The organism is Paenibacillus pini JCM 16418, from assembly GCF_000576305.1.
GTDB lineage: Bacteria > Bacillota > Bacilli > Paenibacillales > Paenibacillaceae > Paenibacillus_AQ > Paenibacillus_AQ pini.
On sequence record NZ_BAVZ01000002.1, the window covers coordinates 388742 to 415501 of the forward strand.

The following is a 26760-nucleotide window of genomic DNA, read 5'->3' on the forward strand; positions in this document are numbered from 1 at the left end:
TCATCATTTTAATTTTAAACATGACGGTACTGTAGAGGTGGAAAGAGGCAAAAATCAAATAAGGTTAAGTACGATTAGCGAAATTATTAACAACTCTTTATAATATAAGAAAGCCCCTCATCTAAAATAGACGAAGGGGCTTGTTGTCTTAATCAATTTATTTGAAATAACACGATACTATTCTTCCTCATCCCACTTGCGGGAGTACCCTTTTTTAGTAACATATATGAATGAAAATATTAAAATTGCGGATAGAACAACACAGATAAAAATGGTGGCTCCAATACCCATCTGTTGATGACCCCTTTCACCCGAAATATCTTGTTCCTAATGAACTTTTGTCTACCGACAACTATACATGAAATTGAATCTTTTGTATAATAATTCACTTACAGGTAGCTCCGGGTAATCGGACTCGAATAGCATATAATGTGAGAAGGAGCGGTAATGAACATGGCAGCTGAAATTATTAGTGTAACGACTGAGGAACAATTAAAGCATGGGCTAGAAATACGCAAAAAGGTTTTTGTAGACGAGCAGAAGGTTCCTGTTGAGATTGAAATTGATGAATTCGATGTAATTAGCAAAGATGTGCATCATATTCTGATCCAAGATCAAGGTGAATATGTGGCGACAGGGAGAGTCATTTATTACAACCCTGAGACAGCCAAAATGCAGCGTATTGCCGTACTGCAAGAATATAGAGTGAAGGGCTTTGGCAGAGTGCTACTCATGGCGATGGAAGAGCGCGCAAGGGAGTTAGGGCTTCAATATTCAATTCTGGATGCCCAATGTCAGGCAGAGCCTTTTTATAAGAAACAAGGATATGAGGTTCTTTCTAAGGAACCATTTGACGACGCGGGGATACCACATGTACGAATGAAGAAGAAACTATAGTACGAAGCACCGAAGTATAGAGGTTGTATCTCTGGGGAACGATAAGCATGCCCGTGAAAGGGACCATACCTACAAAGGAGCGGATACCTATGGGAAATGCAGACCGAGAACAATTTGTCGCAGTGCAAAAAAATGATGATGGTGATCTAACGGCTTTTCAAACATCATCCGGACGTGAACTGAGTTATGAACAAGCGCTTGAGGAAGTCAAAGCAGGTGCTATTGCAGGCGTCAATGTGTTTAAAGGCAAAGACGGTGAGATGTATATACGCGGTGACGCAGACGGCGATCCTTCAAATAATTTGGATCAGCTGCCGAATTTCAAATAAAATTCACATTCATATGTAAGAAGAAAGCGAGCAGGGCACGGTCAAACGTGTCTTACTCGCTTTTTTTCTGTACGTAGGTTTAAAAAGAATATATCTTCCCTTGTTCTAGAAAGGTTATTTCGGCAGTATGTCCAACAAACTCATCCTTATTATCAGCGTAATGCATTAAATATATCATTTCACGCATGGACTGTGGCAGGGACATAAGCTCTTTCAGTGTCGTATGAACTTCACCGATTCCTTCCAGCTGGCATTCATGAAACATAACGTCGCATCCGCGAGTATTTACCAAATGATGCAGCAATAGAGGATTAAACGTCATATCTGCACTATAAAATATATGCTCGTTAATATATATAGAGTAGCTATCCTTGCCTGGTATATGCTGGGTAGGAAGCAATTCGATACGCAGTCCGTTCGTAATATCGTATGCCATTGCCGGCTTCAATGGACATACGTCAAAAACATCAGATAACTGCATAATTTCATCCTTTTGGTACATCCCACCCTTTAATGTGTTCTCCCAAAGCGTGTCGACTAATGCTTCGGCTATATACAGCTTCATTTTCCGTTGGAACCGGAATTTCATTGTAAAAGCTAGTTCTTCTAATCCTCCGACATGGTCTGCGTGAATATGAGTGATCAATACTGCATCAATTTCATTAAATGGCTTGTTCATTTGATGTAGCGCCTGAGGAGCCGTCACGCCGCAATCCACTAACAGAGTATATTGCTCGTCGTAGATCAATGCATTGTTATTAAAATATGTTTTGGCAAAAGCACTCCCAGTGCCGAGCATTTGCAGCTTCAAAGTCAATGAAGTCACCTCCTAGGAATCAATCATTATTTATAAATATATCATGCTTTTATGCGTCCCGCACGGTTCCACATCTTTCATGGCTCCATATGATGTACAAATGCACAGATGTGGAAGTGAGGTGCCAGTAGATGGCTAACGGAAAGAGTAAAAAGCCAGTACAGCAGAAAAGTGAAAAGCAGCATCGAGGGATGAAGGTCGTTACCTCCGGGGTATGCGAAGCCTGTAAAACGCCTTGTTCGCTGGGGATTTCCTATGCAGCTCGCATGAGAGTTCCGGGAGCCATAGGCAAAGGTGTGCCTTGCATACTTACGAAAAAAGAATAAGTCAATCATAAATGTCTATTTTACCTTGTTATAAGAATTATTCAACCTGTAGATGCATCTGCAGGTTTTTTTTGTGAAAAAATTAGTAATTTAATCCTGTGGGAGCGCAACTTGCATACTTACTTTTCGTATAAACATACAACATCATGAACGAAATGGAGGGAATTTAAGGATATGAGATTGAAAAAAATTATGCTGTGCGTGTGCATTTTTTCCTTAATGGGTAGTTCCCTGTTGTTCGCTGATTCCGTGTCTCAAAAGATCCGGGTCCTCATTAACGGCGAAGAAGTGCAGGATGGTGGGTATGTGATCGACGGTAAGACTTATGTTCCCATTCGAGAATTTAATGGTTTAGTGAGCTGGAATGGTGACACCAATAAAGTACAATTTTTGAAACCAAACGTACATATTTTCTTATTTAAGGGTGGAACGGTTTTTGGAAATGTAAACAAAGGAAAACTTAAATTTAATATCTTCTGTCAGGTGGATAGTTTAGAAGTACCGGTCGCGGGCGTGAAGGTTGCGATTACGGATCCAAATGGCATTTCCAAAGATATTCAGTCTCAGGATTTAAGTGAAGATAAAGATAATTTCTGGTTTCGTACCGACGACTTTACGTATGATTTCAAAGTTAAGGGTAAATATAAAGTAGGCTTCTATATGAAGATGACAAAGAATAGTGATTATGCACTAATTTCGGAGAAAGTAATTACCGCTCTTAACTAATTAAAGTAGGCTCTATATGGTCAAATTGACCAGATGTTCCTTCCATGTTACGATACGATAGTATGTAAACTAACCTAAAGTGAGGTATTTAAAAATATGAGTGATCACACACATGACCATGACCATAATCACGATCATGACCACGAACAAGAAGAGTTCGTCCTGACTTTGACAGACGAGCAGGGCAACGACGTGGAAATGGTACTTGTTGAAACATTTGATGTAGGAGAGCAGCTCTACGCTCTACTATTGGAACGTGAGAATCCGGAAGCGGACGGCATCATCCTACGTGTTGAAGAAGAGAACGAGGAAATGATGCTTTACAATATTGAAGATGAAGAAGAATGGAAAGCTGTAGAAGAAGCTTACAATGTGCTTGTTGCTGAGCATGAAAACGACTAAGTAACGCTTTAGATTGCGAATAAGTGATCACACAAGAAATCCCGCCACCGGATTAACGGTTGCGGGATTTTTTTATAGTTCAGTTTAGCTTAACCATTTAGAAGATTGGATTTGCCTCTACAATGACTTTAACGAACTCTATGCTGCGGTCTTCTGGCCCTTTGACAGGAAGTCCTACCTCCACATGATCCACGATGTAATCAATGTTCTCTTGAGGAATGACTTCCCCTGGCAGCAGAATAGGGATTCCAGGTGGATAAACATAAATGAATTCAGCAATAATTCTGCCAGCGGATTCTTTAAATGGAATGACTTCTGTATCTCCATAAAATGCTTCTCTTGGGGTTAGTGACAGATGCGGAATTTCTGGGATTTTTACAACTAATTCATGCGCTTGATTCACTAGGTAATACGTAGCAGAAAGTTCACGCATAGCTGTAAGCAGAATATCTAATGATTCCTGAGTATCGCCTGATGTAACGAGACAAAGGATGTTATACATATCACTAAGTTCAACTTCAATATTGTAATGCTCACGTAGCCAATTCTCCGTCTCATACCCTGTAATTCCTAGATGCCTTACATGAATGGTTAGCTTCGTAGGGTCATAGTCATACGTAGCTTCGCCGCCTAGAATATCTGAACCAAAACAGTATAATCCATCAATTTCATTCAGTTTCTTACGTGCTGCCTCAGCAAGATCAATCGCCTTCTGGGCAATAGCATGTCCATTTAACGCTAGATTGCGCCGAGACGTATCAAGAGATGCGAGCAATATATAGGATGTTGAAGTTGTAGTAAGCATACTGATAATCGTCTTCACTCGCTGAGGATTAACAAAACCATTTTTTGTATTCAGATTAAGCACAGAACTTTGTGTCATCGACCCGCCCAGCTTATGAACACTGGTTGCTGCCATATCTGCACCGGCTTCCATCGCAGACATCGGTAGATCCTCATGGAAATGGATGAGGGCACCATGTGCTTCATCGACCAATACAGGTACGTGACGGCTGTGAGCCAGATCTACGATTTCTTTCAAATCAGCGCTTACGCCGAAATAGGTTGGGTTGATTACCAAAACGGCTTTAGCATCTGGATGCCGATCTAGTGCACGCTCAACAGAACGGGTCGTAATCCCATGATCGATTCCCAAATTTTCATCACGTGCAGGTGATACAAACACAGGCTTCGCGCCTGAGAAAATGATGGCTGACATAATCGATTTATGCACATTACGTGGAATGATGATTTTATCACCCGGTGAACAAATGGACATAATCATCGTCATGATGGCACCGCTTGTGCCCTGTACGCTGAAATAGGTATGATCAGCACCAAATGCATCTGCCGCCATGTTCTGAGCTTCCTCAATCACACCTGTTGGCTGATGGAGATCATCAAGTGGTGCAATATTAATTAAGTCTATGGAGAGGGCGTTGTCGCCAATAAATTCGCGAAATTCAGCATCCGTTCCCAAGCCCTTTTTATGTCCGGGAATATGAAACTGTACAGGGTTGCTGGCCGCATGTTCTTTGAGTGCAGTGAATAGTGGAGTACGGTGGTGATCCATGTATGCTGTCACAACCTTTCATCTGTTAAATTAACAAAATTGAGTATAGCAAAATGGGGGGGGAATGCAAGGAACTTTTTGTATGATTGTGAAATTCTCCCCTTATTGTGGGTACATTATTATTAAAGCTCATAACAACGATCATGCAAATCGTAGATAAAGGAAGTGAAATGATGTCACAAGCTATTGGAGCCCCAGTCACGCGGCACTGGAAATCGCCCTTTTTCATCAAATTTCTAATCATCCTATTTCTTGTTGAATTTATGAAAGGATCGCTCCTTGTAGCTGTCTTACCGGTATACATGAAGAATCATTTGGGTCTGTCCGCGAATGTGATCGGTATCGCCTTCTCACTACAATACATAGGAGACAATTTATTTCGTAGTCCATCCGGTTGGCTCGCCGAAAGATTAGGGTTCCGCAAAACGATGAGTGGTGCGTTACTGCTAACGGTTGTAGCTGTAACCATATTGGCCTTCTTCTCTGGAGCGGGATGGCTAGCGCTGGCTTGCTTCATATTAGGTATAGGTACCTCTCCCCTGTGGCCATGTGCGATGACTGGCACGACGGAAATTTCCGGTCCAAACAATAGCAATGGTCAAGCGATGGGGGCTTTAGAAATGGCTTCGCTTGGAGGAACAGGAGCAGGCCCGATCTTTATGAATTTTCTAATGGATCGTACGGATAAGAATTATCATACGGCCTTTTTGATTCTAATAGGCTGTGGAATTATTCTAGTTATGGTAGCTGTGTTACTACCGAAAAAAGTAAGGGATAAGGTACAAGAGACAGGCGCCTCAGTCGGGAAGGCTGGTGTGAGCGTTGGGAATTCACTACGCGATAAAATGCGTCAATTGCAGAGCAGCGTCAAGAGTACGCTGTATGAAGTTAAGCATAATTTAAAAGTGAGCTGGCTCGTTTATCCAGCACTTTTCTTGCAATCTTTTGTTATCGGACTGCTCAGTCCTGTCATTACGCTATATGTTCAGAATGAATTACATATCTCACCGAATCTGTATAGTTTATTGCTCGTTACAGGTGGCGGTATAACTGTGTTAGCGCTTATCCCTTGTGGTAAGTTGATTGATCGGTTTGGAACGTCGCCGTTTCTTAATGCGGGCTTCTTGCTTGCAGCGGTTTCTCTAAGTATTTTCTCCATGGTGCGTGCATTGCCACTGGTCTTCTTATTTGTTGGTGTTGTAGGAGTGAGTTATGCCATGATTTTGCCAGCATGGAATACATTCATAGCACATCTCGTTCCAAAGGGCGAACGGGGTGCTGTGTGGGGCTTCTTCTTGACGCTGCAAGGTTCAGGCATGGTTGTTGGACCTGTTGTGTCAGGAAGGCTGTGGGATCATGTAGGGCACTCTGTACCTTTCCTAGCGAGCGCTATCGTCATGGCTCTACTGTTTATTATTCATTTTATGTTATCACGTAAATCTGCTGCTAAGCTCAGTCATTAGATTAGGTTTAACATCATTAAAAGGACCGTTTCTCAGATTGAATCTGTGAAAACGGTCCTTTTTGTTTATTGTAAGGCTTAAAAAGCTTTCTTATAAAGTGGGAGTAGCTTATCAAAAGTAGATTGAATGGTTGTAATGAGCTTATCGCCATCTTGAAGAATAGGGTCTTTGCTGTCAATTTGAAGTCCACATAGAACTTCGGATTTCTTCACGGATTTCAGCTTGTTCGCCATAGCGATGAAGTCCTCTACTTTTAACTCCGATTGACGTGTGCCAGCTGGGTTCATATGGTCCATGGACCAGTAGAATTGATCCGGTAAGTCTTTTTTAATCTGCTTGCTACTCGCTTCCAAGTGCTTAGCAAATACGGTTTTATTTGGGCTTTCATAAATAATTGCAAAAATAATAAACAAATGCGTGCCAAACATACCTACTTGAAAATGGGGGAGCGCTTTATAGCCTCTTTTGTTAGCGGCCCAAGCTACCCATGTATCGTCAGGAGGATTTACTGTACGCCGCGCATGCTTGGCCACATGGACATACATTTCTTCTCCGCATAATGCAGATAGATAAGGTGCGATTTCGCTACCCAGAATTTCAAGCTTAGGCCGTACCTTCTCAATTAAAGCTTCCATGCGCGGCTCCAAACCAGGTACGTTGAAGACTTCAAAATCTGAAGGTTGGAATCCATTAAACGACATATTGCTGCCTCCTATATCCTATAACTTAGTCATTGTAGATGTAATTATAACATAGGCAATTCAATTAACTTTGCATAGAATAGGACAACAATCCTGCTTCAAGGTAAAAATAGTCAATAATCCAAGTTACCGTTACATAAGATAAAGTATAAAATATAGCAAATCGAATGGTTTAACAGTCCATTTCTCAAGGGGGAAATGCCGTGTGAATAAGAGTTACGAAGTGGAGTACTGCAATTTGGAGCTGCGTTTCAACCGTAGGTATATTCAAGACTTGATAAAGGATCTAATTCAAGATGGGTATTCTTTATACTGGAGTGAGAATGATTCACTATTTGTTGTATCCGTCCGGACGGGACGTAAATTAGTTAAGCTGCGGTTTGTTCGCACTCGAAACGGTTATAAAATGGTTGGAGATTATATTATTCGTGACGTCAGGCTGGCCGAGTGGATGGAGAAATTAATCGAAGATACGAAGGGTCATGCCATTGTCAAACGATTTAAAGATAGGCAAATTCTGATCGAGAGTATCCTATTTGGTGAAGTGATTAGGCTCGTTGAAATATCAGGGTATAGCCAGAAGGTATTGTATCAAAAAGGTCCGATGATGACCGAACAAGAAATATTGAAAATGTTTTCTTCGAGGGAAGGCGAGCAGCGCCTGAAACTTTTAAGATTAGATGTGGATGATGAGTTGGAACGACTGTTTCAGGCAATGGAAGATGGGGACGAAGAGAAGGTGAACCGCTGTAAAGAGAATCTCGCTGCATTAAGCAGAGAGCTGATGAAACTTGAATGGTAAATACCATTTTGTATTACAATAAGATAGATCTATGCTGACACCTCGGCTTCACGGGGTGTTTTAGCGCGGTGCAATCGTAAAGACGGACTTCACTTCTATGCGTAAACACGCTAAAATGAGTGTATTCTAAAATTTTCATTTAAAAATATAAGAAGTAAAGGATGGAGAACCATATGTCTAAACAACAAATTGGTGTGATCGGCCTAGCCGTTATGGGTAAGAACCTAGCTTTCAACATCGAAAGCAAAGGCTTCTCGGTTTCTGTATTTAACCGTTCGCCTGAGAAAACGAATGATCTTCTTAAAGAAGCAGAAGGTAAGAACTTAATCGGAACGTTTTCGATTGAAGAATTTGTTCAATCTCTGGAAACTCCACGCAAAATTTTAATTATGGTACAAGCTGGTAAAGCAACAGATGCTACCATTGAACAATTGCTTCCATTCCTTGATCAAGGCGATATCATTATCGATGGCGGTAATGCTTATTTCCCAGATACACTTCGTCGTAGTAAAGAACTAGAAGATAAGGGCTTCCGTTTCATCGGAACTGGCGTTTCTGGCGGAGAAGAAGGTGCTTTGAAGGGTCCTTCTATTATGCCAGGTGGACAAGAAAGTGCCTACAAGCTGGTTGAACCTATTTTGACAGCCATTTCTGCTAAAATTAATGGCGAGCCTTGTTGTACATATATCGGGCCAGACGGTGCCGGACACTATGTGAAAATGGTGCATAATGGTATCGAGTACGGTGACATGCAGTTGATTTGCGAAGCTTATCAATTGCTTAAAGATGTGCTGAACCTTGATGCCGATGAATTGCATGAAATTTTCACGGAATGGAACAAAGGCGAGCTGGATAGCTACCTCATTGAGATTACTGCAGATATTTTCGCTCAAAAAGACGAAGATACAGGTAAAGCATTAGTTGATGTGATCCTCGATTCTGCGGGACAAAAGGGTACGGGTAAATGGACAAGCCAAAGTTCACTTGATCTAGGTGTTCCATTGTCTATGATTACAGAATCGGTATTCTCCCGTTTCTTGTCTGCTATGAAAGAAGAACGTGTGGAAGCGAGCAAAATTTTGCACGGACCTAAGAACGAAGCGTTCACAGGCGACAAAGCTGAATTTATTGAAAATGTTCGTAAAGCATTATTTGCAAGTAAAATCGTATCCTATGCCCAAGGTTTTGCACAGCTGCGCGTTGCATCTGATGAATACGGCTGGGATCTTAAATATGGTAATCTTGCTAAGATCTGGCGCGGTGGTTGCATTATCCGTTCCCGTTTCTTGCAAAACATTACAGATGCTTATGAGAACAATCCAGCACTTAAAAACTTGCTTCTCGATCCGTTCTTTACTGATATTATCGAAAATTATCAAGGCGCATGGAGACAAACCGTTGCAGCTGCAGTAACACAAGGAGTTCCTGTACCGGGCTTTGCAAGTGCACTTGCTTACTTCGATAGCTATCGTACAGAAAGACTGCCAGCTAACCTTTTACAGGCTCAGCGCGACTACTTCGGTGCACACACGTTTAAACGTGTGGACAAAGAAGGCGTGTTCCACCACAACTGGATTCAAGAGTAGTCTTCTCCAGAAAGCAGTCCATGCATCGCTTCTAATAGACAGGAACGAATACGTTCGTTCTCTAGATGACTGGACTGAGAACCGCTAAATAGCATGATGGCAGCTTCTCCAAAGTTTTGGAAGTTTAGCAGCAAACGTGGCTTAGGGAGTTCCAGCAGAGCTGGTTCACCTTGAGCCACTTTTTTTGTACATAATGCAGCGCCCAGATCATATCGTCCCTGCATAAGGTATGCTGTGGGTCTGTAATTTGTTTAATTCGTTTCATCTTCAAATGATCTCTATCTTGGGAATGTATCATCGTTATTTAGTTTCTCTCCTCATAATCTACTGATCTTTCGGGTTATATTATGTATATGGAAGAGTTGTAGTAAATAGACTTTGACATCTCTACGATGATTGTCGAATGTTTTTGGGCTATGGTATGATATGAAAAAGTTTAGGGAGTGAAAGGAATTTTAAAGGGGTGGCAAGTTGGATTATAAAGGTCAGAATATTATATTAATTGGCATGATGGGAACGGGTAAATCAACCGTAGGTGCCATGTTGGCTGAAGAGCTCGGATATTCATTTGTAGATTTAGATGCTGCGATTGAAGCAGCAGAAGGAATGCGAATTGCCGATATGTTCGAGCAGCAAGGGGAGTCTTATTTCCGCCAAGCGGAAACGAATACACTGCGGAGCTTATTATCAAGTGAAGGCAGACAGGTAATGGCAACGGGCGGAGGTTGTGTCCTGCGAGGTGAGAACTGCGAGCTGATGAAGCAGGGAGGCTGGGTCGTTGCGCTCACAGCCACGGCTGAACAAATTATTGAGCGGGTGAGTCAGCATGGTCATAGACCACTTCTTGCTGGGGATGCTGAGCAGCGGGTCAGAGCTATTCTAGAAGAACGTAAGCATGCGTATCATTTTGCACATGAAACGATTGATACAACGGAACGTACACCGGAAGATATCACGCGTATAATTTTATCGCATTACCGCGTCTAAGCCTACGAGAATATGTTATAATTAAAAAAACAGTAAGCCCTAGTAGGCTTACCGCTTCTAATCAAAGTATTAATCTTCCTCTTCTTCATTCCACTGGAGCATACCGCCAGTCATGTTAATGCAATTCTCAATGCCCTGCTGAAGGAAGTACTGACAAGCCCGTGTACTGCGGCCACCACTACGGCAGATGATAATGACTTCACCTGTAGTTGGGATTTCATCCAGGCGGTCAGGAATTTCACCAAGAGGGATATGTTTTGCACCGCTGATCATGCCTTGAGCGACTTCTTCGTCTTCACGGACATCAATCATTTGCAGTGCCTCGCCTGCAAGCAGGCGGCGTCTAACCTCAGTAGGTTCAATTTCAGGAATATTGGACATTAGGAGCGCCTCTTTTCATGTTTATGTTCTTAGATTGAATTAAACCTAATGATACCCAAGCAGCAAATCGGCTGTCAAATCAACCGAACTATTTTTCCAAGAATACACCATACTTTTAAATAAAGGAGTTCAATAATATGGATATGATAGTTACACCTACCCCAAGGTTACAGGGAACCATAGGCGCTCTTTCCTCCAAAAATTATACGACAAGATATCTGCTTGTAGCAGCTCTCGCTGAGGGAACAAGTACAATTCACTTCCCAGCCCACAGTGAGGATAGTGATGCAATGCGTCGCTGTATTCAAGATTTGGGAGCAACCTTGGTAGAAGATGATCAGAAGGCGGTTATTACTGGCTTCGGAAGTCATCCAAGTGATGTGAAAGAGCTGAATGTGGGCAACGCTGGTGCGGTACTTCGATTTCTAATGGGGATTGCAGCGCTTTGCCCAGATGTGACTTTTGTAAATACATACCCAGATTCATTGGGAAAAAGACCTCATGATGATTTGATTACGGCACTAGGTCAGATCGGTGTAGAAGTTGAGCATGAAAACGGCCGCCTGCCGATCACGATCCGTGGTGGCCAAGCTAAGGGAGGAAGCATTAAGGTTTCGGGTGCAGTTAGTTCTCAATATCTGAGTTCATTGCTCTTTCTTACTCCGATGCTCAAAGAGGATAGTGAAATCACAGTCATTGATGATCTTAAATCGAAAGTAGTTATTGGACAGACCTTAGAAGTATTGGAACAGGCTGGTATCGTTATTCATGCGAGTGAGGATTATATGCACTTCCGTATTCCTGGCAACCAGGTCTATCAGGCTAAAACATATACGGTGCAAGGAGATTATCCGGGTTCCGCTGCCATTCTTGCAGCTGCTTCCGTTACGGAGTCAGATGTTACGGTAGAACGTTTACCTGTGAAGAGTAAGCAGGGAGAACGGGCAGTAGTAGATGTACTGCAAATGATGGAGGTCCCTTTAACTCATGAGAACGATATCGTTCACATTCGCGGAAATGGTAAGCTGAAGGCTGTTGAGTTTGATGGGGATGCAGCAACGGATGCAGTGCTAGCGATGGTGGCAGCGGCGGTATTTGCTGAGGGTACATCAAGGTTCTATAACGTGGAGAATCTACGTTATAAAGAGTGTGACCGGATCACAGACTATCTTAATGAGCTTCGCAAGGCAGGAGCACGTGTTGAAGAGAAACAGGCGGAGATTATCGTTCATGGACGCCCAGAAGGTGTAGAAGGTGGCGTAGAAATTAACGCACATTATGACCATCGGGTTATTATGGCTTTAACGATTGTGGGACTTCGATCGAAGGCACCACTGCGAATTAAGGATGCGCATCACGTTGCCAAATCGTACCCACATTTTTTTGACCATATGAAAACGCTTGGTGCCAAACTAGAATGGGTATAGTAATACTATAGTAACGGAAAGGTGGGGATTAGGATGTCATTTGAGAATCCGACTCGTGAAGAAATCAAAGATATTTTGCAGAATGCAGGTAATATAGCCGTGGTAGGTTTGTCAGACAAATCTGACCGAACTTCTTATATGGTTGCTAATGCATTACAGCAGCGCGGTTACCGTATTATTCCGGTTAACCCAGCTGTAGCTGGTCAGCAAATTCTAGGTGAGACATGTTACGCTTCTTTAAAAGACATTCCAGACCCTGTTGATATTGTTAATGTGTTCCGTCGTAGTGAATACTGTGCAGATGTGGCACGAGAGGCTGCTGACATTAATGCCAAAGTATTGTGGCTACAACAAGGAATTATAAGCGATGAGGCAGCAGCCATTGCTGAGCAGGCTGGTATGAAGGCGATTATGGACCGCTGTATTAAAGTGGAGGATTCTATAACTCGTCCTGAACGATCTTAAGTTAGTATGATTGGATACGTGTTTCTACAAAAAAGCTGGATTTAAAAAGAAAGGATGAACGGAATACCTGCTCATCCTTTCTTTTGTTTATAGAATAGGGCTATTTGTAACGTATTTCTTTGACAAAAACTTGCTCAAAGCTTACCATTCTTAATATGTGTGTAGAAAGGGGCGTGTAGCCTTGAATTGGTTGGGATCGCTGCAGCAATTCGGCAGAGCCGTTATGCTTCCAACGATGGCATTGCCGTCGGCTGCCATATTGCTCTGTGTAGGCAGTCTTCCATGGGCTGCATGGGGAATTCCAGCTGTTGCCGATGTATGTACATGGGCGGGGCAAGGGATTTTTTATTTCCTACCTTATCTGTTCGCTGTCGGTGTCGCCTGGGGGCTTGCTAATCAAGCAGGGCCAGCAGGACTTGCTGCCCTTGCGGGTATGTTTATTTATGACCAGATCACAAGGCACCTTGGGAATGGTGATATTCAGCCAGCAACGTTAATTGGGATCATATTCGGAGCGATAGCAGGTATTGTCTATAATAGATTTAAATATATTAAATTACCGGAGGTTGTCCAGTTTTTTGGTGGATCACGTTTTGTACTGCTCTTTATGGGGCTTTTCTCAGCTATGTTCTCTTGGGTAATGCTCTTCATTACTCCTTTTTTACAAAGAGGATTAAATGAGTTAACGTTACTGATGACGCATATGGGCGGCTTTGGGTTATTATTATATGGTATTCTATATCGTATTCTTACAGCTTTTGGACTACATCATCTATTAAATAATGTATTTTGGTTTCAGCTCGGATCATTTAAAACACCTGAAGGTCAAATTGTGCAGGGTGATTTACCCCGCTTCTTTTCGGGTGATCCTACAGCAGGAACATTTATGGCTGGACTCTTTCCAATTATGATGTTTGCACTTCCGGGTATCGCACTGGCTATCATTCAGGAAGCGCGAGAAGACTTGAAGCCTAAGGTGAAGAAGACCTTCTTAACTGCGGCACTCGTTTGTTTCCTGACAGGTGTATCGGAACAAATTGAATTTGCTTTTTTATTTGCAGCTCCATATTTATTTGTGTTGCATGCTGTTCTTTCAGGTATTGCCATGTGGCTTACATATGCGCTCGATATTCATCACGGCTTCTCGTATTCAGCAGGGGCCATCGATTTTGTTCTCAATTTTCATTTATCACATAACGCTTGGCTCCTCATTCCTATTGGAATTGGTTATGGGCTTGTTTATTACTTCTTATTCCGCTGGGCTATTCGGAGATTTCAGATCCCGACACCTGGACGTGAGGAAGGTTCTACGCTGGATGATTGGGCGGGAAATATTCCTTATCAGGCACCACTAATATTAGAGGCACTAGGCGGTAAAGAAAATATCGTTCAGGTAGAGTCTTGTATTACGCGTCTACGACTCACCGTTAAGAATGATCGCATGATCGATAGTAATGCTTTGAAAATGCTCGGTTCTGCTGGACTAATTAAGCTAGGCGGCGGGAATGTACAGGTTGTGTTCGGAACTTATTCTGAACTGATTCGTGAGGAAGTGAACAAGCTAATGCAGCGCGATTTGCCTCAGGTATTATTTTGTGCTCCTGTACAAGGCCGGATGCTTCCGATTGAAGAGGTGCCAGACCATATCTTTGCTGCGAAGCTGGTTGGGGATGGGGTTGCTTTCATGCCTGAACGGGGAGAATTAGTTTCACCTGTGTTAGGCACAATTATGCATATTTATCCAACCATGCATGCCATCGGCATTTCGACACCTGAAGGTTTGGAAGTGCTTCTTCATATCGGTATTGATACCTCGCAGCTGAAGGGCGGCCATTTCACAGCTGTCGTGCAAGAGGGCGATAAGGTAAGTCCAGGACAATTGCTCGTTAAATTTGACCTTGCTTATATCCGTAGTCATGCTTCATCCTTGGCTACGCCGATGGTCATCACGAATCCAGAACGCGTGAAATCTTGGAGCTTTGCTCCATTTAGAATAGTCAAAAAAGGCCAGGCATCCGTGATGTCTGTTGTATTACATGACAGGAATGTTGGAGGTTTGGAATGATGGTACAAGGCATCGGAGCATCTGCTGGTGTAGCGATTGGTAAAGCATTCGTTCTACCGAATTGGGAATGGGATTTGCCCGAAACCGGAATTGATGTAGTAGATTTGGCCAGTGAGTTTGAACGGTTGTATGAAGGAATTCGTACTTCTAAGAGCGAAATCGAGTTCATCAAGAATGAATTTAAAGAAATTGTAGGCCCAGAGGAGTCCAGCATTTTTGATGCTCATTTAGCAATTCTGGATGATCCTGTGTTTATGAATGAAATACAAGGAGTTATCGAACGACAATATAAGGCAGCGGAGGTAGCGGTTAAAGAAGCTATTGACCATTTTGTTACGATGTTTGACTTGTTGGACGATGAGTACATGAAAGAGCGGGCAATGGACATTAAGGATGTTGGAAATCGCCTGCTTAAGCATTTATTAGGTGCACCAGAGGTTACGCTCCCAGCAGATACTCAGCCATATATTCTGGTTGTAAAAGAATTATCGCCTTCCCAGCTTGCCCATTTGAATCCATCACATGTTCTTGGGATCGTGACGATGCTTGGAGGGCAAACCTCCCATTCAGCAATTATGGCGCGTGCACTCGGCATCCCGCTTGTTGCGGGACTCGATAATAAATTAAATTCTCCAATTCAAACAGGTGATTTAATTGTTATGGACGGTGGCTTAGGGACGATTCACTTAAATCCGGAAGCTGATATTATTGAGAAGTTTAGTTCTATTCGTGCGAAGCAACAGGAGAAAATAGAACAACTTGAATTACTGGCTTCTGTTGAAGCAGTTACGAAGGATGGGACCGAATTAACTCTGCTGGCCAATATTAGTTCTACGAAAGAAATGGAGACGGTGCTTAAATATGGAGCGGCGGGAGTTGGGCTGTTCCGTACTGAATTTGTGTACATGGATCGTACTTCATTTCCTAGTGAAGATGAGCAATTTGAGGTTTATAAGCAAGTTGCACAGCAGATGGGCGACAAACCAACGGTCATTCGCACCCTTGATATTGGCGGAGATAAGCAGCTAGATTATTTCCCAATGTCAGAGGAAGATAATCCGGTACTCGGCTATAGAGCGATTCGGATCAGTCTAGATCGCAGGGAGCTTTTCAAGACTCAGTTGAGTGCTATTCTTCGTGCTAGTGCGTTTGGCAACGTTAAAATTATGTATCCCATGATTTCATCCATTGAAGAGGTAAGACAAGCTAACGATATTCTTCGGGAAGCTAAATTGGAGCTAGAGGCTAGAGGTGAACCTTTTCGGTCGGATATCCCTGTTGGAATCATGATTGAAATTCCAGCTGCGGTAATGATAGCAGATCTACTGGCTGAGGAGTGTGACTTTTTCAGCATAGGTACTAATGATCTCGTACAGTATGTACTTGCTGTAGATCGGATGAATGAACAGATAGCCCATATGTACCACCCATTTCATCCAGCGGTATTGCGTATGCTTAAAATGATCGTAGAGGCTGCACAGAAGGCAGGCATACCGGTAAGTGTATGTGGAGAAATGGCAGCAGATGAACGTTCAATTCCATTATGGCTTGAGTTTGGAGTCCATGACCTTAGTATGTCGATTCAATCGCTGTTGCGGGTGAAGCACCGTGTCCTACATACTACGGCTGCGGATGCTAAATATGTAGCACAGAGATGCATGAACATGAGAACGAATGCTGAGACTGAAGAATTTTTAAGTCATTTCAATGAATCGAACATGATTTCACATCTGGAATAACCTTGAATGTAGTACATGGCTATTACATATAGAAAGCCTCCTCTATCCATGTGACAGGGGAGGCTTTCTATATAGTAACTATCATGGGTCAACTATATTTACTTTTGCGAAGATGATGAATTTCCAGCCGCCAATGCATCACAGAAAGCTTTACCATACTCAGGCAAATCGGGTGGACGGCGAGCGGATATGATATGTCTGTCGGTGACTACTGGCTCGTCTAACCAGATTGCCCCTGCATTCTCCATGTCATCGCGAATACCTGGTGTTGAAGTCACAGTTACTCCTTGCAGAGTTTTAGCCGAAACGAGCACCCATCCGGCATGGCAAATTTGACCTATTGGTTTGTGATCCGCATTCATTTCTTGTACAAGCTGTATCACTTTTCCATAACGACGCAACTTGTCGGGAGCCCAGCCTCCTGGAACGAGAATTCCGTCATAGTCACAACTTTCTACTTCTTCAAACGCATAATCCGTTTTAGCAGGAACACCGTATTTTCCGATATAGGATTTCCCTTTCTCGAGTCCAACTAAATGAACCTCAGCGCCTTCCTCCCGTACACGATAAACCGGATACCACAGTTCTAAATCTTCAAATTCCTCATCAACAAGAGCAATTATTTTTTTGCCTGTCAGTCGCATAGTGTATTTCTCCTTTGATAGCGAATAGTTAACATCTTACATAACAGTGTATCAAAGAATCGTATCCAAAAGGAAGGAATCAGACCCTTTGAAAGCGAATACGAATGATAAACACATGTTTATTATTCTATCGCTTTATAAAGATGTCAAAAGCTATATGAGGTGGGATTAGGGCAATGAAATGTAAATGCGGACAAATTATGAGACTCGAGCTTCGAACGGTCATGTACACTCATCGTGTCGTAATCCGCCATGTTCCAGTGCTGACCTGCGAGCCATGCTCCAGTTACGAACTTACGGAATCCATTAAGCCAGAGCTTAAGCGATGCGTTGAACTGCTAGGTGAAAACCCAGCTAAGACGAGCTTTTCTCTAACTGATTATAATGAGATGGCACATTTGGTGTATCAGGTTTTTTCCGATGCAGGGCAAAGTTATTTGGGTGATCCTGAGCTTCTTGTAGAAACAGAATTTCGAGAACGTATCAATTTGCTTTTAGATTTGTACAGGTATGCCGAAAGTCTTGATGATACTGTATGGGTTGAGGACATTCGCTTGCGTCTTTCACAGCTCTCATCCACGTTACCAGAATTCAATTTTTCATCAAAGGTTTAAACTGAATGTAAAGGTTATTTTACCTACGTTGGATTTATCACGAACTTTTTGTTACGATATGGTAAGGACTTTAATCGAAAAAAGGGGATGTATATCAAATGGCGACGATGACTAAACTGACAACAAGTGAACAATTACATACCGCATTGGAAGCCTCCAAAGATAAGCCTCTACTATTATTCAAACATAGTACACGCTGTCCTATTAGCGCGGGGGCCTATCAGGAAGTCATGTCTTATCTGAAGGACCAGCCGAATGAAGCGGTTGAGTACGGTTTGATTCATGTTGTAGAGGACCGTCCGGTTTCGCTTGAGGTTGCTGATCTAATTGGGGTGCAGCATCAATCACCACAGGTTATTCTTATTCGCAACCAGAAACCCATTTGGCATACCTCCCATTCTAATATTACGTCTGATGCACTAAACGAGCATTTGCAGCAAGCTTAAGTGTTATCATTGCGCAATGCAATATTTTGTCGTATCATTGAATTTATTGGGTTGAACGAGTGAAAATTTATTGGCAATGGAGAGAATAACTTGACGGTAACCATATACGATGTGGCACGTGAAGCAGGCGTATCGATGGCCACGGTGTCGCGGGTTGTTAACAATAACCCCAACGTGAAGCCTCAAACCCGTAAAAAAGTATACGAAGCAATTGAACGTTTGGGATACCGTCCGAATGCGGTAGCAAGGGGACTTGCTAGTAAGAAAACAACGACTGTTGGTGTTGTGATTCCGGATATCTCAAATTCTATTTTTGCTGAAATTGCTCGGGGTATTGAAGATATAGCTAACATGTACCACTATAATATTATTTTGTGTAATGCGGATAAGCGGAAAGAAAAAGAAATACGTGTCATCAACACCTTGCTTGAGAAGCAGGTGGACGGGCTACTCTTTATGGGTGGAACGGTGACAGAAGAACATATTCAAGCATTCCAGACATCGGCTGTGCCGATTGTTCTTTGTGCTACGCGTGATGAGAATGGTAACTATCCTTCAGTTGATATTGACCATGAAGCTGCTGCATTTGACGCAGTTAACACACTCATTCGACACGGACATCGCGAAATTGCAATGATTAGCGGTACGCTTCAGGATCCTGCGAATGGATATGCTCGTTTCCATGGATATAAGAAGGCACTAGAAGCCGCGAATATTCCTTATCAAGAAGATTTAGTTCGTATTGGCAACTATCGCTATGAATCTGGTGTGGAAGCTATGAAATATTTCCTTGGTTTGAAGAAGAAACCGACGGCGATTTTCGCAGCTACGGATGAAATGGCAATTGGTGCTATTCATAGTATTCAGGATGAGGGGCTTAAAGTCCCAGATGACTTTTCTATTATTAGCGTTGATAATATTCGTATGGCTTCCATGGTACGTCCACTTCTGACTACAGTTGCTCAGCCAATGTATGATTTGGGAGCCGTTGCCATGAGACTGCTGACTAAGCTTATGAAGAAAGAAAATGTGGACAATCCTCGTGTGATACTGCCACATGAAACGATTCTTCGCTTGTCGGTTAACCATGTGAATAACAAAGACTAATGTTTTAAATAAGTAAATACAGTGCTCTGAACAAAGCTCCTTCATGGGGCTTTTTTTGGAATGTGGAGTTACTTTTATAAGGGGAGAAAAAAATGTCGGAAAAAATCGGTATTATCGGAGCTATGGATGAGGAAATCGAACTACTACTAGCGGGTATGAAGAATGTTGATAAGGTCACAAAGGCAGGGATTCAGTACATTCAGGGGGAATATCAGGGGAAATCAGTCGTTCTTTGCAAGTCGGGAGTCGGCAAGGTGAACGCTGCGGTTACAACCCAAATTCTAATCGATTCGTTTGAAGTCGCGGTTGTACTCTTTACTGGAGTAGCGGGAGCCGTTCATCCTGATTTAAATATCGGTGATATTGTGATCTCTTCTGAATGCTTGCAACATGACATGGATGTATCTCCGCTCGGTTTTGCGCGTGGTGTCATTCCTTATCAAGAGACATCGGTCTTTAAGGCCGACAATCGTTTGATAGCTCTAGCAGAGCAAGCGTGCAACCATCTAGGTGAAGGCAGCTATAAAGTAGGGCGTGTTCTTTCTGGTGATCAATTTATTGCCAGCGTTGAGCAGGTGGATGGTTCTACGAGCATTTGAACGGAGCTTGTGTCGAAATGGAAGGAGCAGCAGTTGCCCAAGCCTGTTATATGAATGGCACTCCATTTGTTGTAATCCGTTCAATGTCTGATAAAGCGGATGGTTCTGCGCATGCTAATTTCGCTGATTTCACAGTGACATCTTCTAGACGCTCACATGCCATATTGGATTACATGCTTGAGAACTTCTAACACTAGTTAATCTATAAAATAATAACCCCGAATCTTCTTCGATGATAAGAGATTTACTTATCTTCAGGGGAGGATCAACGGGGTTATTTGGCTTGTACTATTTAATACATAAAGCGCTGTTGAAACCGTATACGGTCAAACTGTTCTTTGGACGAAATAGGTACATCATGTCCAATTCGGACCATCAGACAGTTGGCAGGATGGGAGCAAATTTCAGGGTCATCTGTAGCATACCAGATCATATCTACGACCTGCATTAACTTTTCCATCATTTTACGATAGTCCCACACGTTGAGTCCGCTATTATTCAGATCCCAGTGCCAATAATATTCCGTTGTAAATACAATATATTGTTCCATTTGACCGCCTTCAAATGCCGTTCGAATCATGCTCTGCCCTAATCCGAGAGCGCGGTAGCTGTTGGCTACCTCAATGGCCCCAAGCTCGACTAAATCGTCCATATGGGCCTGGTACCAACGCTCCTGTTCGTCCGGATAATGAAAGGTTACGTAACCGACAATTGTATTTTCGTCACGGGTAATAATAATACGTCCTTCGTCTAGTCCTGCGATCTCTATTAAAGCTTCTAGCTGCTCAGCGGGACGCCGGAAAGCATCCAGATCAGGATGCATCGTCATTTGAGAAAGTCTATCAGGCGGCACGGGTCCTTCAACCACCAGACAGCGATCCTCATGAGTTATAGGGTGAACATGGTACAGTTTAAGGTGTTCCATCTGGGACGCTCCTTTCTGCTTCTAAACTACTTATAGCAAAAAAACAAAAAAATGAAAAGCGATGGCAGGGAGATACATCATGTGCTATAATGTTTCTGACATAAATTAGTCACATATTTAACTGCATCTAAGAGGTTTAATCACCTATGATTCAGCCTAACGGCAATCATCGACAAGCTCTCGTTATTTGTTAATTTACGTGTGTATGGTGTCATTTTGGCATTAAGTTCATACAAAAGTGTAAGCGCTAACCTATCAATGGAGAACGAGGGAGGATGAAAGTATGGATCAAATTCACAATGAGATATTGCCAAGCGTGGTTTCATCGTCCAATTTGGGCGACTATGAGCAAGCACGCTCGCAATTTCAATGGGAAGATGTAGAGAAGCATTTTACTTGGTATGAAACAGGCAAAGTAAATATGGCGTATGAGGCTATTGACCGTCATGTTGCGGAAGGTCGCGGCGATAAGACTGCATTGCTTTACAGTGATGCTACGCGCGACGAAAGCTACACCTTTGCTGACATTAAAGAACAATCCGATAAATTCGGAAATGTGCTTCGCAATCGTGGTATCGGAAAAGGCGATCGAGTATTTATATTTATGGCTCGTGGTCCTGAGCTCTACTTTGCATTGATGGGTATTTTGAAAGTTGGAGCTATAGTAGGCCCACTCTTTGAAGCATTCATGGAAACGGCTGTAAAGGATCGTCTTGAAGATAGTGGTGCCGTTGCACTTGTAACGACCACACAGTTACTAGGACGTGTTAAGAAGGATGAACTACCTGATCTAAAACATATTTTTGTTATTGGTGACAGTGTGCAAGAGGATGAGCAAATTATTGACTTTGCACGGGAAATGGATAGTGCCTCTACAGATTTAGAATTAGAATGGCTCGATCGTAGTGATGGTTTAATTATTCATTATACTTCCGGTTCTACAGGTAAGCCAAAAGGTGTTTATCATGTTCAAAATGCAATGTTACAACATTATTATACAGGTAAAATGGTTCTTGATTTACAAGAGGACGACGTCTACTGGTGTACAGCAGATCCGGGTTGGGTCACAGGTACCTCTTATGGCATTTTCGCACCATGGCTTAATGGGGTAACGAATGTCATTCGCGGTGGCCGTTTCAGCCCGCAGGATTGGTACGGTACAATTGATAAGTATAAAGTTACCGTATGGTATAGTGCTCCAACAGCATTCCGCATGTTGATGGGTGCCAGTACTGAGGTGATTTCTAAATTTAATCTGAGCAGCTACGTCATGTATTATCTGTAGGTGAACCGCTTAACCCTGAAGTTGTTCGTTGGGGAGAAAAGGTTTATGGGCAGCGTATCCATGATACTTGGTGGATGACTGAAACGGGTGGCCAGTTGATCTGTAACTATCCAAGTATGGGAATTAAACCAGGTTCAATGGGTCGCCCAATTCCGGGCGTAGATGCTACAATTCTAGATGATAAGGGGAATGAAGTACCTCCTTACACGATGGGGAATCTAGCAATTAAAGCACCTTGGCCTTCGATGATGAATCGAATTTGGAATAATCCATCTAAGTACCAAGAGTACTTCCAAATTCCTGGATGGTATATCTCGGGTGATTCAGCTTATATGGATGAGGAAGGCTACTTCTGGTTCCAAGGACGTGTGGACGATGTTATCAATTCTTCTGGGGAGCGCGTTGGTCCATTTGAAGTTGAGAGCAAGCTAGTAGAGCATCCTGCTGTTGCAGAAGCAGGTGTTATTGGCAAGCCAGACGTCACAAGAGGTGAAATCATTAAAGCCTTTATCTCGCTTCGTGAAGGATATGTAGCATCGGATGAGCTGAAGGATGAGATTTATCGTTTTGTCAAAGAAGGATTATCTGCCCACGCAGCACCTCGCGAAATTGAGTTCAAAGATAAGCTTCCAAAGACCCGGTCAGGTAAAATTATGAGACGGGTATTGAAAGCTTGGGAGCTTGATCTTCCAACAGGTGATCTATCTACTATTGAAGATTAAGAGAATTTAAAAATACATGGTCGCGCTGTATGATGCGAAACCTATCAAAAAGAGCAGGATGTCCATTGGACATCCTGCTCTTTTTGATATTACTTCGTAGGCTTGACTTGATAAAGGTAGTTACTTTTTCTCGAAAAATACGGGTGCTGAAGGCGCAGACTCTCCAGCACTGTTTATAGCGATTACTTCAAACCAGCCCTTCATTGGGCTTGAAGTCACATACAAGAAAGAAGAGTCTTTACTTGATCCGAGGCTCGTAAATGAGCCATTCTGGGCATCGCTATAGTAGATATTATATCCAGTTACCATGTCAGAATTGCTAGCTGAAGCCCACTTAAACTGGATCCCATGCTCTACTGTTGATGAACGGAGCTGTGTGGGCGCTGTAGGGACGTTAACAACTCCTTGCTCTGGAATATCTGTTTCCGTTTCTGAACCGGTACCAGGCTGGACTGGAGTCTCTCCAGGCATAGTGGGATCGGTACCAGGCGTCATAGGAATACCAGGATCTTCAGGAATTACGATGCTACCGCTATTTTGACCTCCTACAGAAGCACTTGGTACAGATTCCTTGCCGACAACATCTACAGCTGTAACGTAGAACATTGTCTCTGCATCTCCAGTGCTGGTAAATCTCGTGGATTCTCCAGCACGCACAACCACGCCTTGATTCTGAAACGAATTTCCATTACGTGCGCGGTAAAGACGATAACCTACGACATCAGATTGCCCTGATGGGTTGAAGGTGATAATGGCTCTACCGTTGACAAGGGAATATCTCACATTGCTAGGAGCAGATGGAGTACTACCATCGTCATGACGAGGATCAATCTCTGTAGGCATATCTCCCGTTGCATCCCGAGGAAGATAGGAAGCTAGTGACTCATGACCGCCCTTCATTTTTGTAAACGCGGCTTGTAGCTCCTTAATTAGATCTGATATCGGTTTCTCACGTTTAATAACAACTTTTTCTTTAAGCATATCATCCGGGGTTTCATCTCTTGGGATGTAATTGGCCCCATTATACGTAATATACTTAGCTTTAGCTATGCCGTCATCACTCTCACGAGGTACAAATTTACTATTAAACAGATCGGTTACAAATTTGTCGGTGAGAGCGGTAGGAAGCTTACCACTGTAAGCAGATACTGTCTTCGTCACAAGTCCATCAGGTCTATCAAACTTTGGTGTTGTAAAAAGTTCCGGAGCATTTGTTGTTGCTTCGTTCATGACTAAGGTCCAAATGGATTGTGCACGCTTTTTGGCAACTTTGGTGGTTAAGGTATTCTCAGACAGTTTATAACCCACCCAGACTCCCAGAGTCACGTCAGGAGAATATCCTTCAAACCATACATCCCCATAGTTCTGGGTCGTCCCCGTTTTACCGACGATTGGGACTTTGCTGAAGCTTTTATAATTTTTACGTACAATGTCACCCGTGCCTTCAGTAATGACGGTGCGCAGCATATCTGTCATCAGGTAAGCAGTCTGTTTAGAAAATGCCTGCACAGGCTTCATTTCATGTTGGTACACAATATTACCTTTGGAATCCACAATTTTCTCAATCATATAAGAGTCATTAAATGTACCTTGATTAGCTATAGCGCTATATGCATTAGTTAGCTCTTCAACCGTTACTCCAATAGTTAGTCCACCCAACACCCCAGTGGTGGCTGAGTAATCATCCTTCTGAATAGTGGTGATTCCTAGCTTCTTAGCAAATGCCCATGCATTATCAATCCCAATTGTATTGTTAAATATTTTTAATGCTACAGTGTTAATTGACTTGTTGAGAGCGGTACGCGCAGTTACAAGTCCACTGTATCCGGAAGTAGAGTTCTTAGGAATGTGGTAACCTTTTTGTCCATCTTTCAGAATAATAGGTGCATCATCCAGAACACTAGCGGGTTGAACTGCTCCTGATTCGATAGCAGGCAGATAGGCGGCAATGGGTTTCATGGTCGAACCCGGTTGACGTTTCATTTGTGTAGCGTAATTCATTTGTTCCTTGTAAAAGTCACGGCCTTCAATCATACCTAGAATAGCGCCATTCTTATTATCCAGCATAATTGCGGCTGTTTGTTCCATACCCTTTGTCTTACTATCTGGTGAAAAATTCTCTTTGTTCTCAGATATTTTGTGCATTAGGCTGTATACTTTTCTGTCAATGGTGGTGTAAACACGATATCCACCAGTGGTTAGCTGCTGTTGAGCGGCTTCATATAATTCGTTATCATCTTTACTTGATTTGGGTTTGCTCGTTCCAGCGGCTTTTTCATTAAGACTCATGATGACTTCGGTAGCCTGACGCTCGGTTTCCATCATTAAATAAGGGAAGGTAGCGTAAGCTTTATCCATGTGAGGAGCCAGATTCTTTCGAATATCAAAAGCAAGGGCTTCTTTATATTGCGCCTGTGTAATTTTATTCTCCTCAAGCATACGCCGGAGCACCAAATGTTGTCGGTCTATCGCACGTTTGAAGGCAACGCTGTTAAATTGACCTTTACCGTTATATGCCGAGTATTTGGATGGGAGCTGAGGGAGGCCGGCTAGGTAAGCGGCTTCTGCGATGTTAATTGTATTAAGATCATTAATGTTGAAAATACCTTTTGCAGCTGCTTTAATTCCGTACAAGTTATAACCGCTCGATCCGTTACCGAAGGGAACTTTATTAAGATATGCTGTGAGAATTTCTTCTTTGGTTAAAAAGCGTTCCAGTCTCATAGATAGCAAGATCTCTTTGATTTTACGATCTTCAGTACGGTCTAAATTTAGAAATACGCGTCTAGCCAACTGTTGGGTGAGCGTACTTCCTCCTGTTTGTATTGATTCTTTGAGGAACCTTTGCTTAACAGCACGAAGTGTACCATTCATATCCACACCGTTATGATTGAAAAAATTGTTATCTTCTATGGAAACAATCGCATCGATGACAATGGGCGGAATTTGTTTGTATTCCACAGGACGTCTGTCTTCCTCGGTGCGGAGTTGCCCGATGGGCGAATTATCGCGAAAATATGCAAAACTTGTGATGAGATTTTCACTCATTTTTTGATCGATGAGAGATCTAGAGCGTACCGGTTCATCCTTTACGATCGAGGATACATAACCGAAAGCGGCGCCCCCTGCAAAGAGGCCTCCCATCATAATGACGGCAAATAGCCACAGTACTATGATCCCAGCCAAGCGTCCATAGGATCTTTTGGGCTTCATTTGCTTATCAGATATTTTTTTGTTTTCATCAGCCATGCCTGTGCGATCCTCCTTTTAACGGAACTATTATAGCATAAAAAGTGGATTTTGAATGCTTTATGCTGGGGGCGCCGATAATTCCATCGAATATTGACTTTTTAAAATGAATTATGGTATTAAAATGCAAAAGTACATAACTTTAAAGGCTTAGATAGACTTCAGTAGAACAGGTGAAGATTGTTTTTTTAGAGAATCGGTGGGTGGTGTGAACCGGTAAACAACCCTATTCGAATACCATTCGAGCCCTTCTAGAGGAAAATGGTGAGTTGTAGTGCCGCAATTAGTCTGGTACCGGATGTAAAGCCCGTTATAGGAATGAATGGAAAGTTGGCTATGGGATTGTACCTAGCCACTTTAATTAGGGTGGTAACAGGAGTCTCCTTCTCGTCCCTTGGGATGAGGAGTTTTTTTTGCATTCGAAAATAGCAAGAATATGGGAGGGATATAAAAAAACGTTCCATCCATAAAAGGATGAAACGT

General features: G+C 42.6%; 24 protein-coding genes and 2 pseudogenes. 18 read left to right on the forward strand and 8 right to left on the reverse strand.

Going from position 1 to position 26760, the window contains the following annotated elements:
- Window positions 1-453: 453 nt before the first annotated feature.
- Together JCM16418_RS05120 and JCM16418_RS05125 are read left to right on the forward strand one after the other, a co-directional pair.
- Window positions 454-897 carry a GNAT family N-acetyltransferase gene (locus JCM16418_RS05120; protein WP_036646780.1) on the forward strand — a complete coding sequence of 148 codons (444 nt, stop codon included), beginning with the start codon at window positions 454-456 and terminating at the stop codon, window positions 895-897.
- Between the two features lie 89 nt (window positions 898-986).
- The gene (locus JCM16418_RS05125) at window positions 987-1226 is read left to right on the forward strand and encodes a DUF3892 domain-containing protein (RefSeq protein WP_036646782.1); all 240 of its coding nucleotides are present in this window, start codon (window positions 987-989) and stop codon (window positions 1224-1226) included.
- A gap of 79 nt (window positions 1227-1305) precedes the next feature.
- Here the strand turns inward: JCM16418_RS05125 and JCM16418_RS05130 are convergent, their stop codons facing one another.
- The gene (locus JCM16418_RS05130; RefSeq protein ID WP_036646783.1) at window positions 1306-2043 is read right to left on the reverse strand and encodes an MBL fold metallo-hydrolase; all 738 of its coding nucleotides are present in this window, start codon (window positions 2041-2043) and stop codon (window positions 1306-1308) included.
- Window positions 2044-2174: 131 nt separating this feature from the next.
- On the opposite strand from JCM16418_RS05130, the gene JCM16418_RS05135 reads away from it, so the two are divergent.
- The 3 genes from JCM16418_RS05135 to JCM16418_RS05145 all read left to right on the forward strand — a co-directional run bounded on the left by JCM16418_RS05135 (window position 2175) and on the right by JCM16418_RS05145 (window position 3497).
- Window positions 2175-2369 (forward strand): hypothetical protein, encoded by a 195-nt coding sequence (locus JCM16418_RS05135; protein ID WP_036646784.1) that lies wholly within the window; start codon window positions 2175-2177, stop codon window positions 2367-2369.
- A gap of 174 nt (window positions 2370-2543) precedes the next feature.
- Complete coding sequence (locus JCM16418_RS05140) at window positions 2544-3095, forward strand: stalk domain-containing protein (protein WP_036646785.1); 552 nt, start codon at window positions 2544-2546, stop codon at window positions 3093-3095.
- Window positions 3096-3191: 96 nt separating this feature from the next.
- On the forward strand, window positions 3192-3497 hold the full coding sequence (locus JCM16418_RS05145) for a DUF1292 domain-containing protein (protein ID WP_036646786.1): 306 nt from the start codon (window positions 3192-3194) through the stop codon (window positions 3495-3497).
- A gap of 97 nt (window positions 3498-3594) precedes the next feature.
- Here JCM16418_RS05145 and JCM16418_RS05150 read toward each other — a convergent pair whose 3' ends face one another.
- Window positions 3595-5070, reverse strand: coding sequence for an aminotransferase class I/II-fold pyridoxal phosphate-dependent enzyme (locus JCM16418_RS05150; protein ID WP_036646788.1), 1476 nt, complete (start codon window positions 5068-5070; stop codon window positions 3595-3597).
- Window positions 5071-5243: 173 nt separating this feature from the next.
- On the opposite strand from JCM16418_RS05150, the gene JCM16418_RS05155 reads away from it, so the two are divergent.
- Window positions 5244-6533: an MFS transporter gene (locus tag JCM16418_RS05155; RefSeq protein WP_036646790.1), complete on the forward strand. Its 1290-nt coding sequence runs from the start codon at window positions 5244-5246 to the stop codon at window positions 6531-6533.
- A gap of 77 nt (window positions 6534-6610) precedes the next feature.
- Here the strand turns inward: JCM16418_RS05155 and JCM16418_RS05160 are convergent, their stop codons facing one another.
- The gene (locus JCM16418_RS05160) at window positions 6611-7234 is read right to left on the reverse strand and encodes a DUF1054 domain-containing protein (protein ID WP_036646792.1); all 624 of its coding nucleotides are present in this window, start codon (window positions 7232-7234) and stop codon (window positions 6611-6613) included.
- A 205-nt stretch (window positions 7235-7439) separates the two neighbouring features.
- On the opposite strand from JCM16418_RS05160, the gene JCM16418_RS05165 reads away from it, so the two are divergent.
- Both JCM16418_RS05165 and gnd read left to right on the forward strand, forming a co-directional pair.
- On the forward strand, window positions 7440-8036 hold the full coding sequence (locus JCM16418_RS05165; protein ID WP_036646793.1) for a YkzI domain-containing protein: 597 nt from the start codon (window positions 7440-7442) through the stop codon (window positions 8034-8036).
- 173 nt (window positions 8037-8209) lie between these two features.
- Window positions 8210-9622, forward strand: a complete 1413-nt coding sequence (gnd, locus tag JCM16418_RS05170; protein ID WP_036646795.1) for an NADP-dependent phosphogluconate dehydrogenase — start codon at window positions 8210-8212, stop codon at window positions 9620-9622.
- Here the strand turns inward: gnd and JCM16418_RS05175 are convergent.
- Complete coding sequence (locus JCM16418_RS05175) at window positions 9613-9846, reverse strand: hypothetical protein (RefSeq protein ID WP_052020058.1); 234 nt, start codon at window positions 9844-9846, stop codon at window positions 9613-9615. The genes gnd and JCM16418_RS05175 overlap by 10 nt on opposite strands.
- A gap of 247 nt (window positions 9847-10093) precedes the next feature.
- Here JCM16418_RS05175 and JCM16418_RS05180 point away from each other — a divergent pair, with 247 nt between their 5' ends.
- Window positions 10094-10609: a shikimate kinase gene (locus tag JCM16418_RS05180; RefSeq protein ID WP_036646797.1), complete on the forward strand. Its 516-nt coding sequence runs from the start codon at window positions 10094-10096 to the stop codon at window positions 10607-10609.
- Window positions 10610-10678: 69 nt separating this feature from the next.
- Here the strand turns inward: JCM16418_RS05180 and JCM16418_RS05185 are convergent, their stop codons facing one another.
- Window positions 10679-10990, reverse strand: a complete 312-nt coding sequence (locus JCM16418_RS05185; protein ID WP_036646798.1) for a rhodanese-like domain-containing protein — start codon at window positions 10988-10990, stop codon at window positions 10679-10681.
- A gap of 137 nt (window positions 10991-11127) precedes the next feature.
- Here JCM16418_RS05185 and aroA point away from each other — a divergent pair, with 137 nt between their 5' ends.
- From aroA to ptsP, 4 genes are all read left to right on the forward strand, one after another.
- On the forward strand, window positions 11128-12417 hold the full coding sequence (gene aroA / locus JCM16418_RS05190) for a 3-phosphoshikimate 1-carboxyvinyltransferase (RefSeq protein WP_036646799.1): 1290 nt from the start codon (window positions 11128-11130) through the stop codon (window positions 12415-12417).
- Window positions 12418-12450: 33 nt separating this feature from the next.
- Window positions 12451-12882: a CoA-binding protein gene (locus JCM16418_RS05195; protein ID WP_036646800.1), complete on the forward strand. Its 432-nt coding sequence runs from the start codon at window positions 12451-12453 to the stop codon at window positions 12880-12882.
- A 181-nt stretch (window positions 12883-13063) separates the two neighbouring features.
- Window positions 13064-14947 (forward strand): glucose PTS transporter subunit IIA, encoded by a 1884-nt coding sequence (locus JCM16418_RS05200; RefSeq protein ID WP_036646801.1) that lies wholly within the window; start codon window positions 13064-13066, stop codon window positions 14945-14947.
- A complete protein-coding gene (gene ptsP, locus JCM16418_RS05205; RefSeq protein ID WP_036646933.1) occupies window positions 14947-16686 on the forward strand; it encodes a phosphoenolpyruvate--protein phosphotransferase in 1740 nt (579 codons plus the stop codon). The genes JCM16418_RS05200 and ptsP overlap by 1 nt, the downstream gene beginning before the upstream one ends.
- A 98-nt stretch (window positions 16687-16784) precedes the next feature.
- Here the strand turns inward: ptsP and JCM16418_RS05210 are convergent, their stop codons facing one another.
- Window positions 16785-17330, reverse strand: coding sequence for a type 1 glutamine amidotransferase domain-containing protein (locus JCM16418_RS05210; protein ID WP_036646802.1), 546 nt, complete (start codon window positions 17328-17330; stop codon window positions 16785-16787).
- A 176-nt stretch (window positions 17331-17506) separates the two neighbouring features.
- On the opposite strand from JCM16418_RS05210, the gene JCM16418_RS05215 reads away from it, so the two are divergent.
- From JCM16418_RS05215 to JCM16418_RS05230, 4 genes and pseudogenes are all read left to right on the forward strand, one after another.
- Window positions 17507-17944, forward strand: coding sequence for a hypothetical protein (locus tag JCM16418_RS05215; protein WP_036646803.1), 438 nt, complete (start codon window positions 17507-17509; stop codon window positions 17942-17944).
- Window positions 17945-18042: 98 nt separating this feature from the next.
- Window positions 18043-18390 carry a bacillithiol system redox-active protein YtxJ gene (ytxJ, locus tag JCM16418_RS05220; protein ID WP_036646805.1) on the forward strand — a complete coding sequence of 116 codons (348 nt, stop codon included), beginning with the start codon at window positions 18043-18045 and terminating at the stop codon, window positions 18388-18390.
- 90 nt (window positions 18391-18480) lie between these two features.
- Complete coding sequence (gene ccpA / locus JCM16418_RS05225; RefSeq protein ID WP_036646806.1) at window positions 18481-19497, forward strand: catabolite control protein A; 1017 nt, start codon at window positions 18481-18483, stop codon at window positions 19495-19497.
- Window positions 19498-19589: 92 nt separating this feature from the next.
- Window positions 19590-20287, forward strand: a pseudogene (locus tag JCM16418_RS05230) (5'-methylthioadenosine/adenosylhomocysteine nucleosidase).
- Between the two features lie 101 nt (window positions 20288-20388).
- Here JCM16418_RS05230 and JCM16418_RS05235 read toward each other — a convergent pair.
- Complete coding sequence (locus tag JCM16418_RS05235) at window positions 20389-21021, reverse strand: GNAT family N-acetyltransferase (RefSeq protein WP_036646807.1); 633 nt, start codon at window positions 21019-21021, stop codon at window positions 20389-20391.
- Between the two features lie 283 nt (window positions 21022-21304).
- Between JCM16418_RS05235 and acsA the strand changes: the two are divergent.
- Window positions 21305-23028 (forward strand): annotated as a pseudogene (acsA, locus tag JCM16418_RS05240) (acetate--CoA ligase).
- Between the two features lie 120 nt (window positions 23029-23148).
- On the opposite strand, the gene JCM16418_RS05245 reads toward acsA, so the two are convergent.
- Entirely contained in the window at window positions 23149-26277 is a 3129-nt protein-coding gene (locus JCM16418_RS05245) for a penicillin-binding protein 1A (protein ID WP_036646808.1), read from the reverse strand.
- Window positions 26278-26760: the final 483 nt, after the last annotated feature.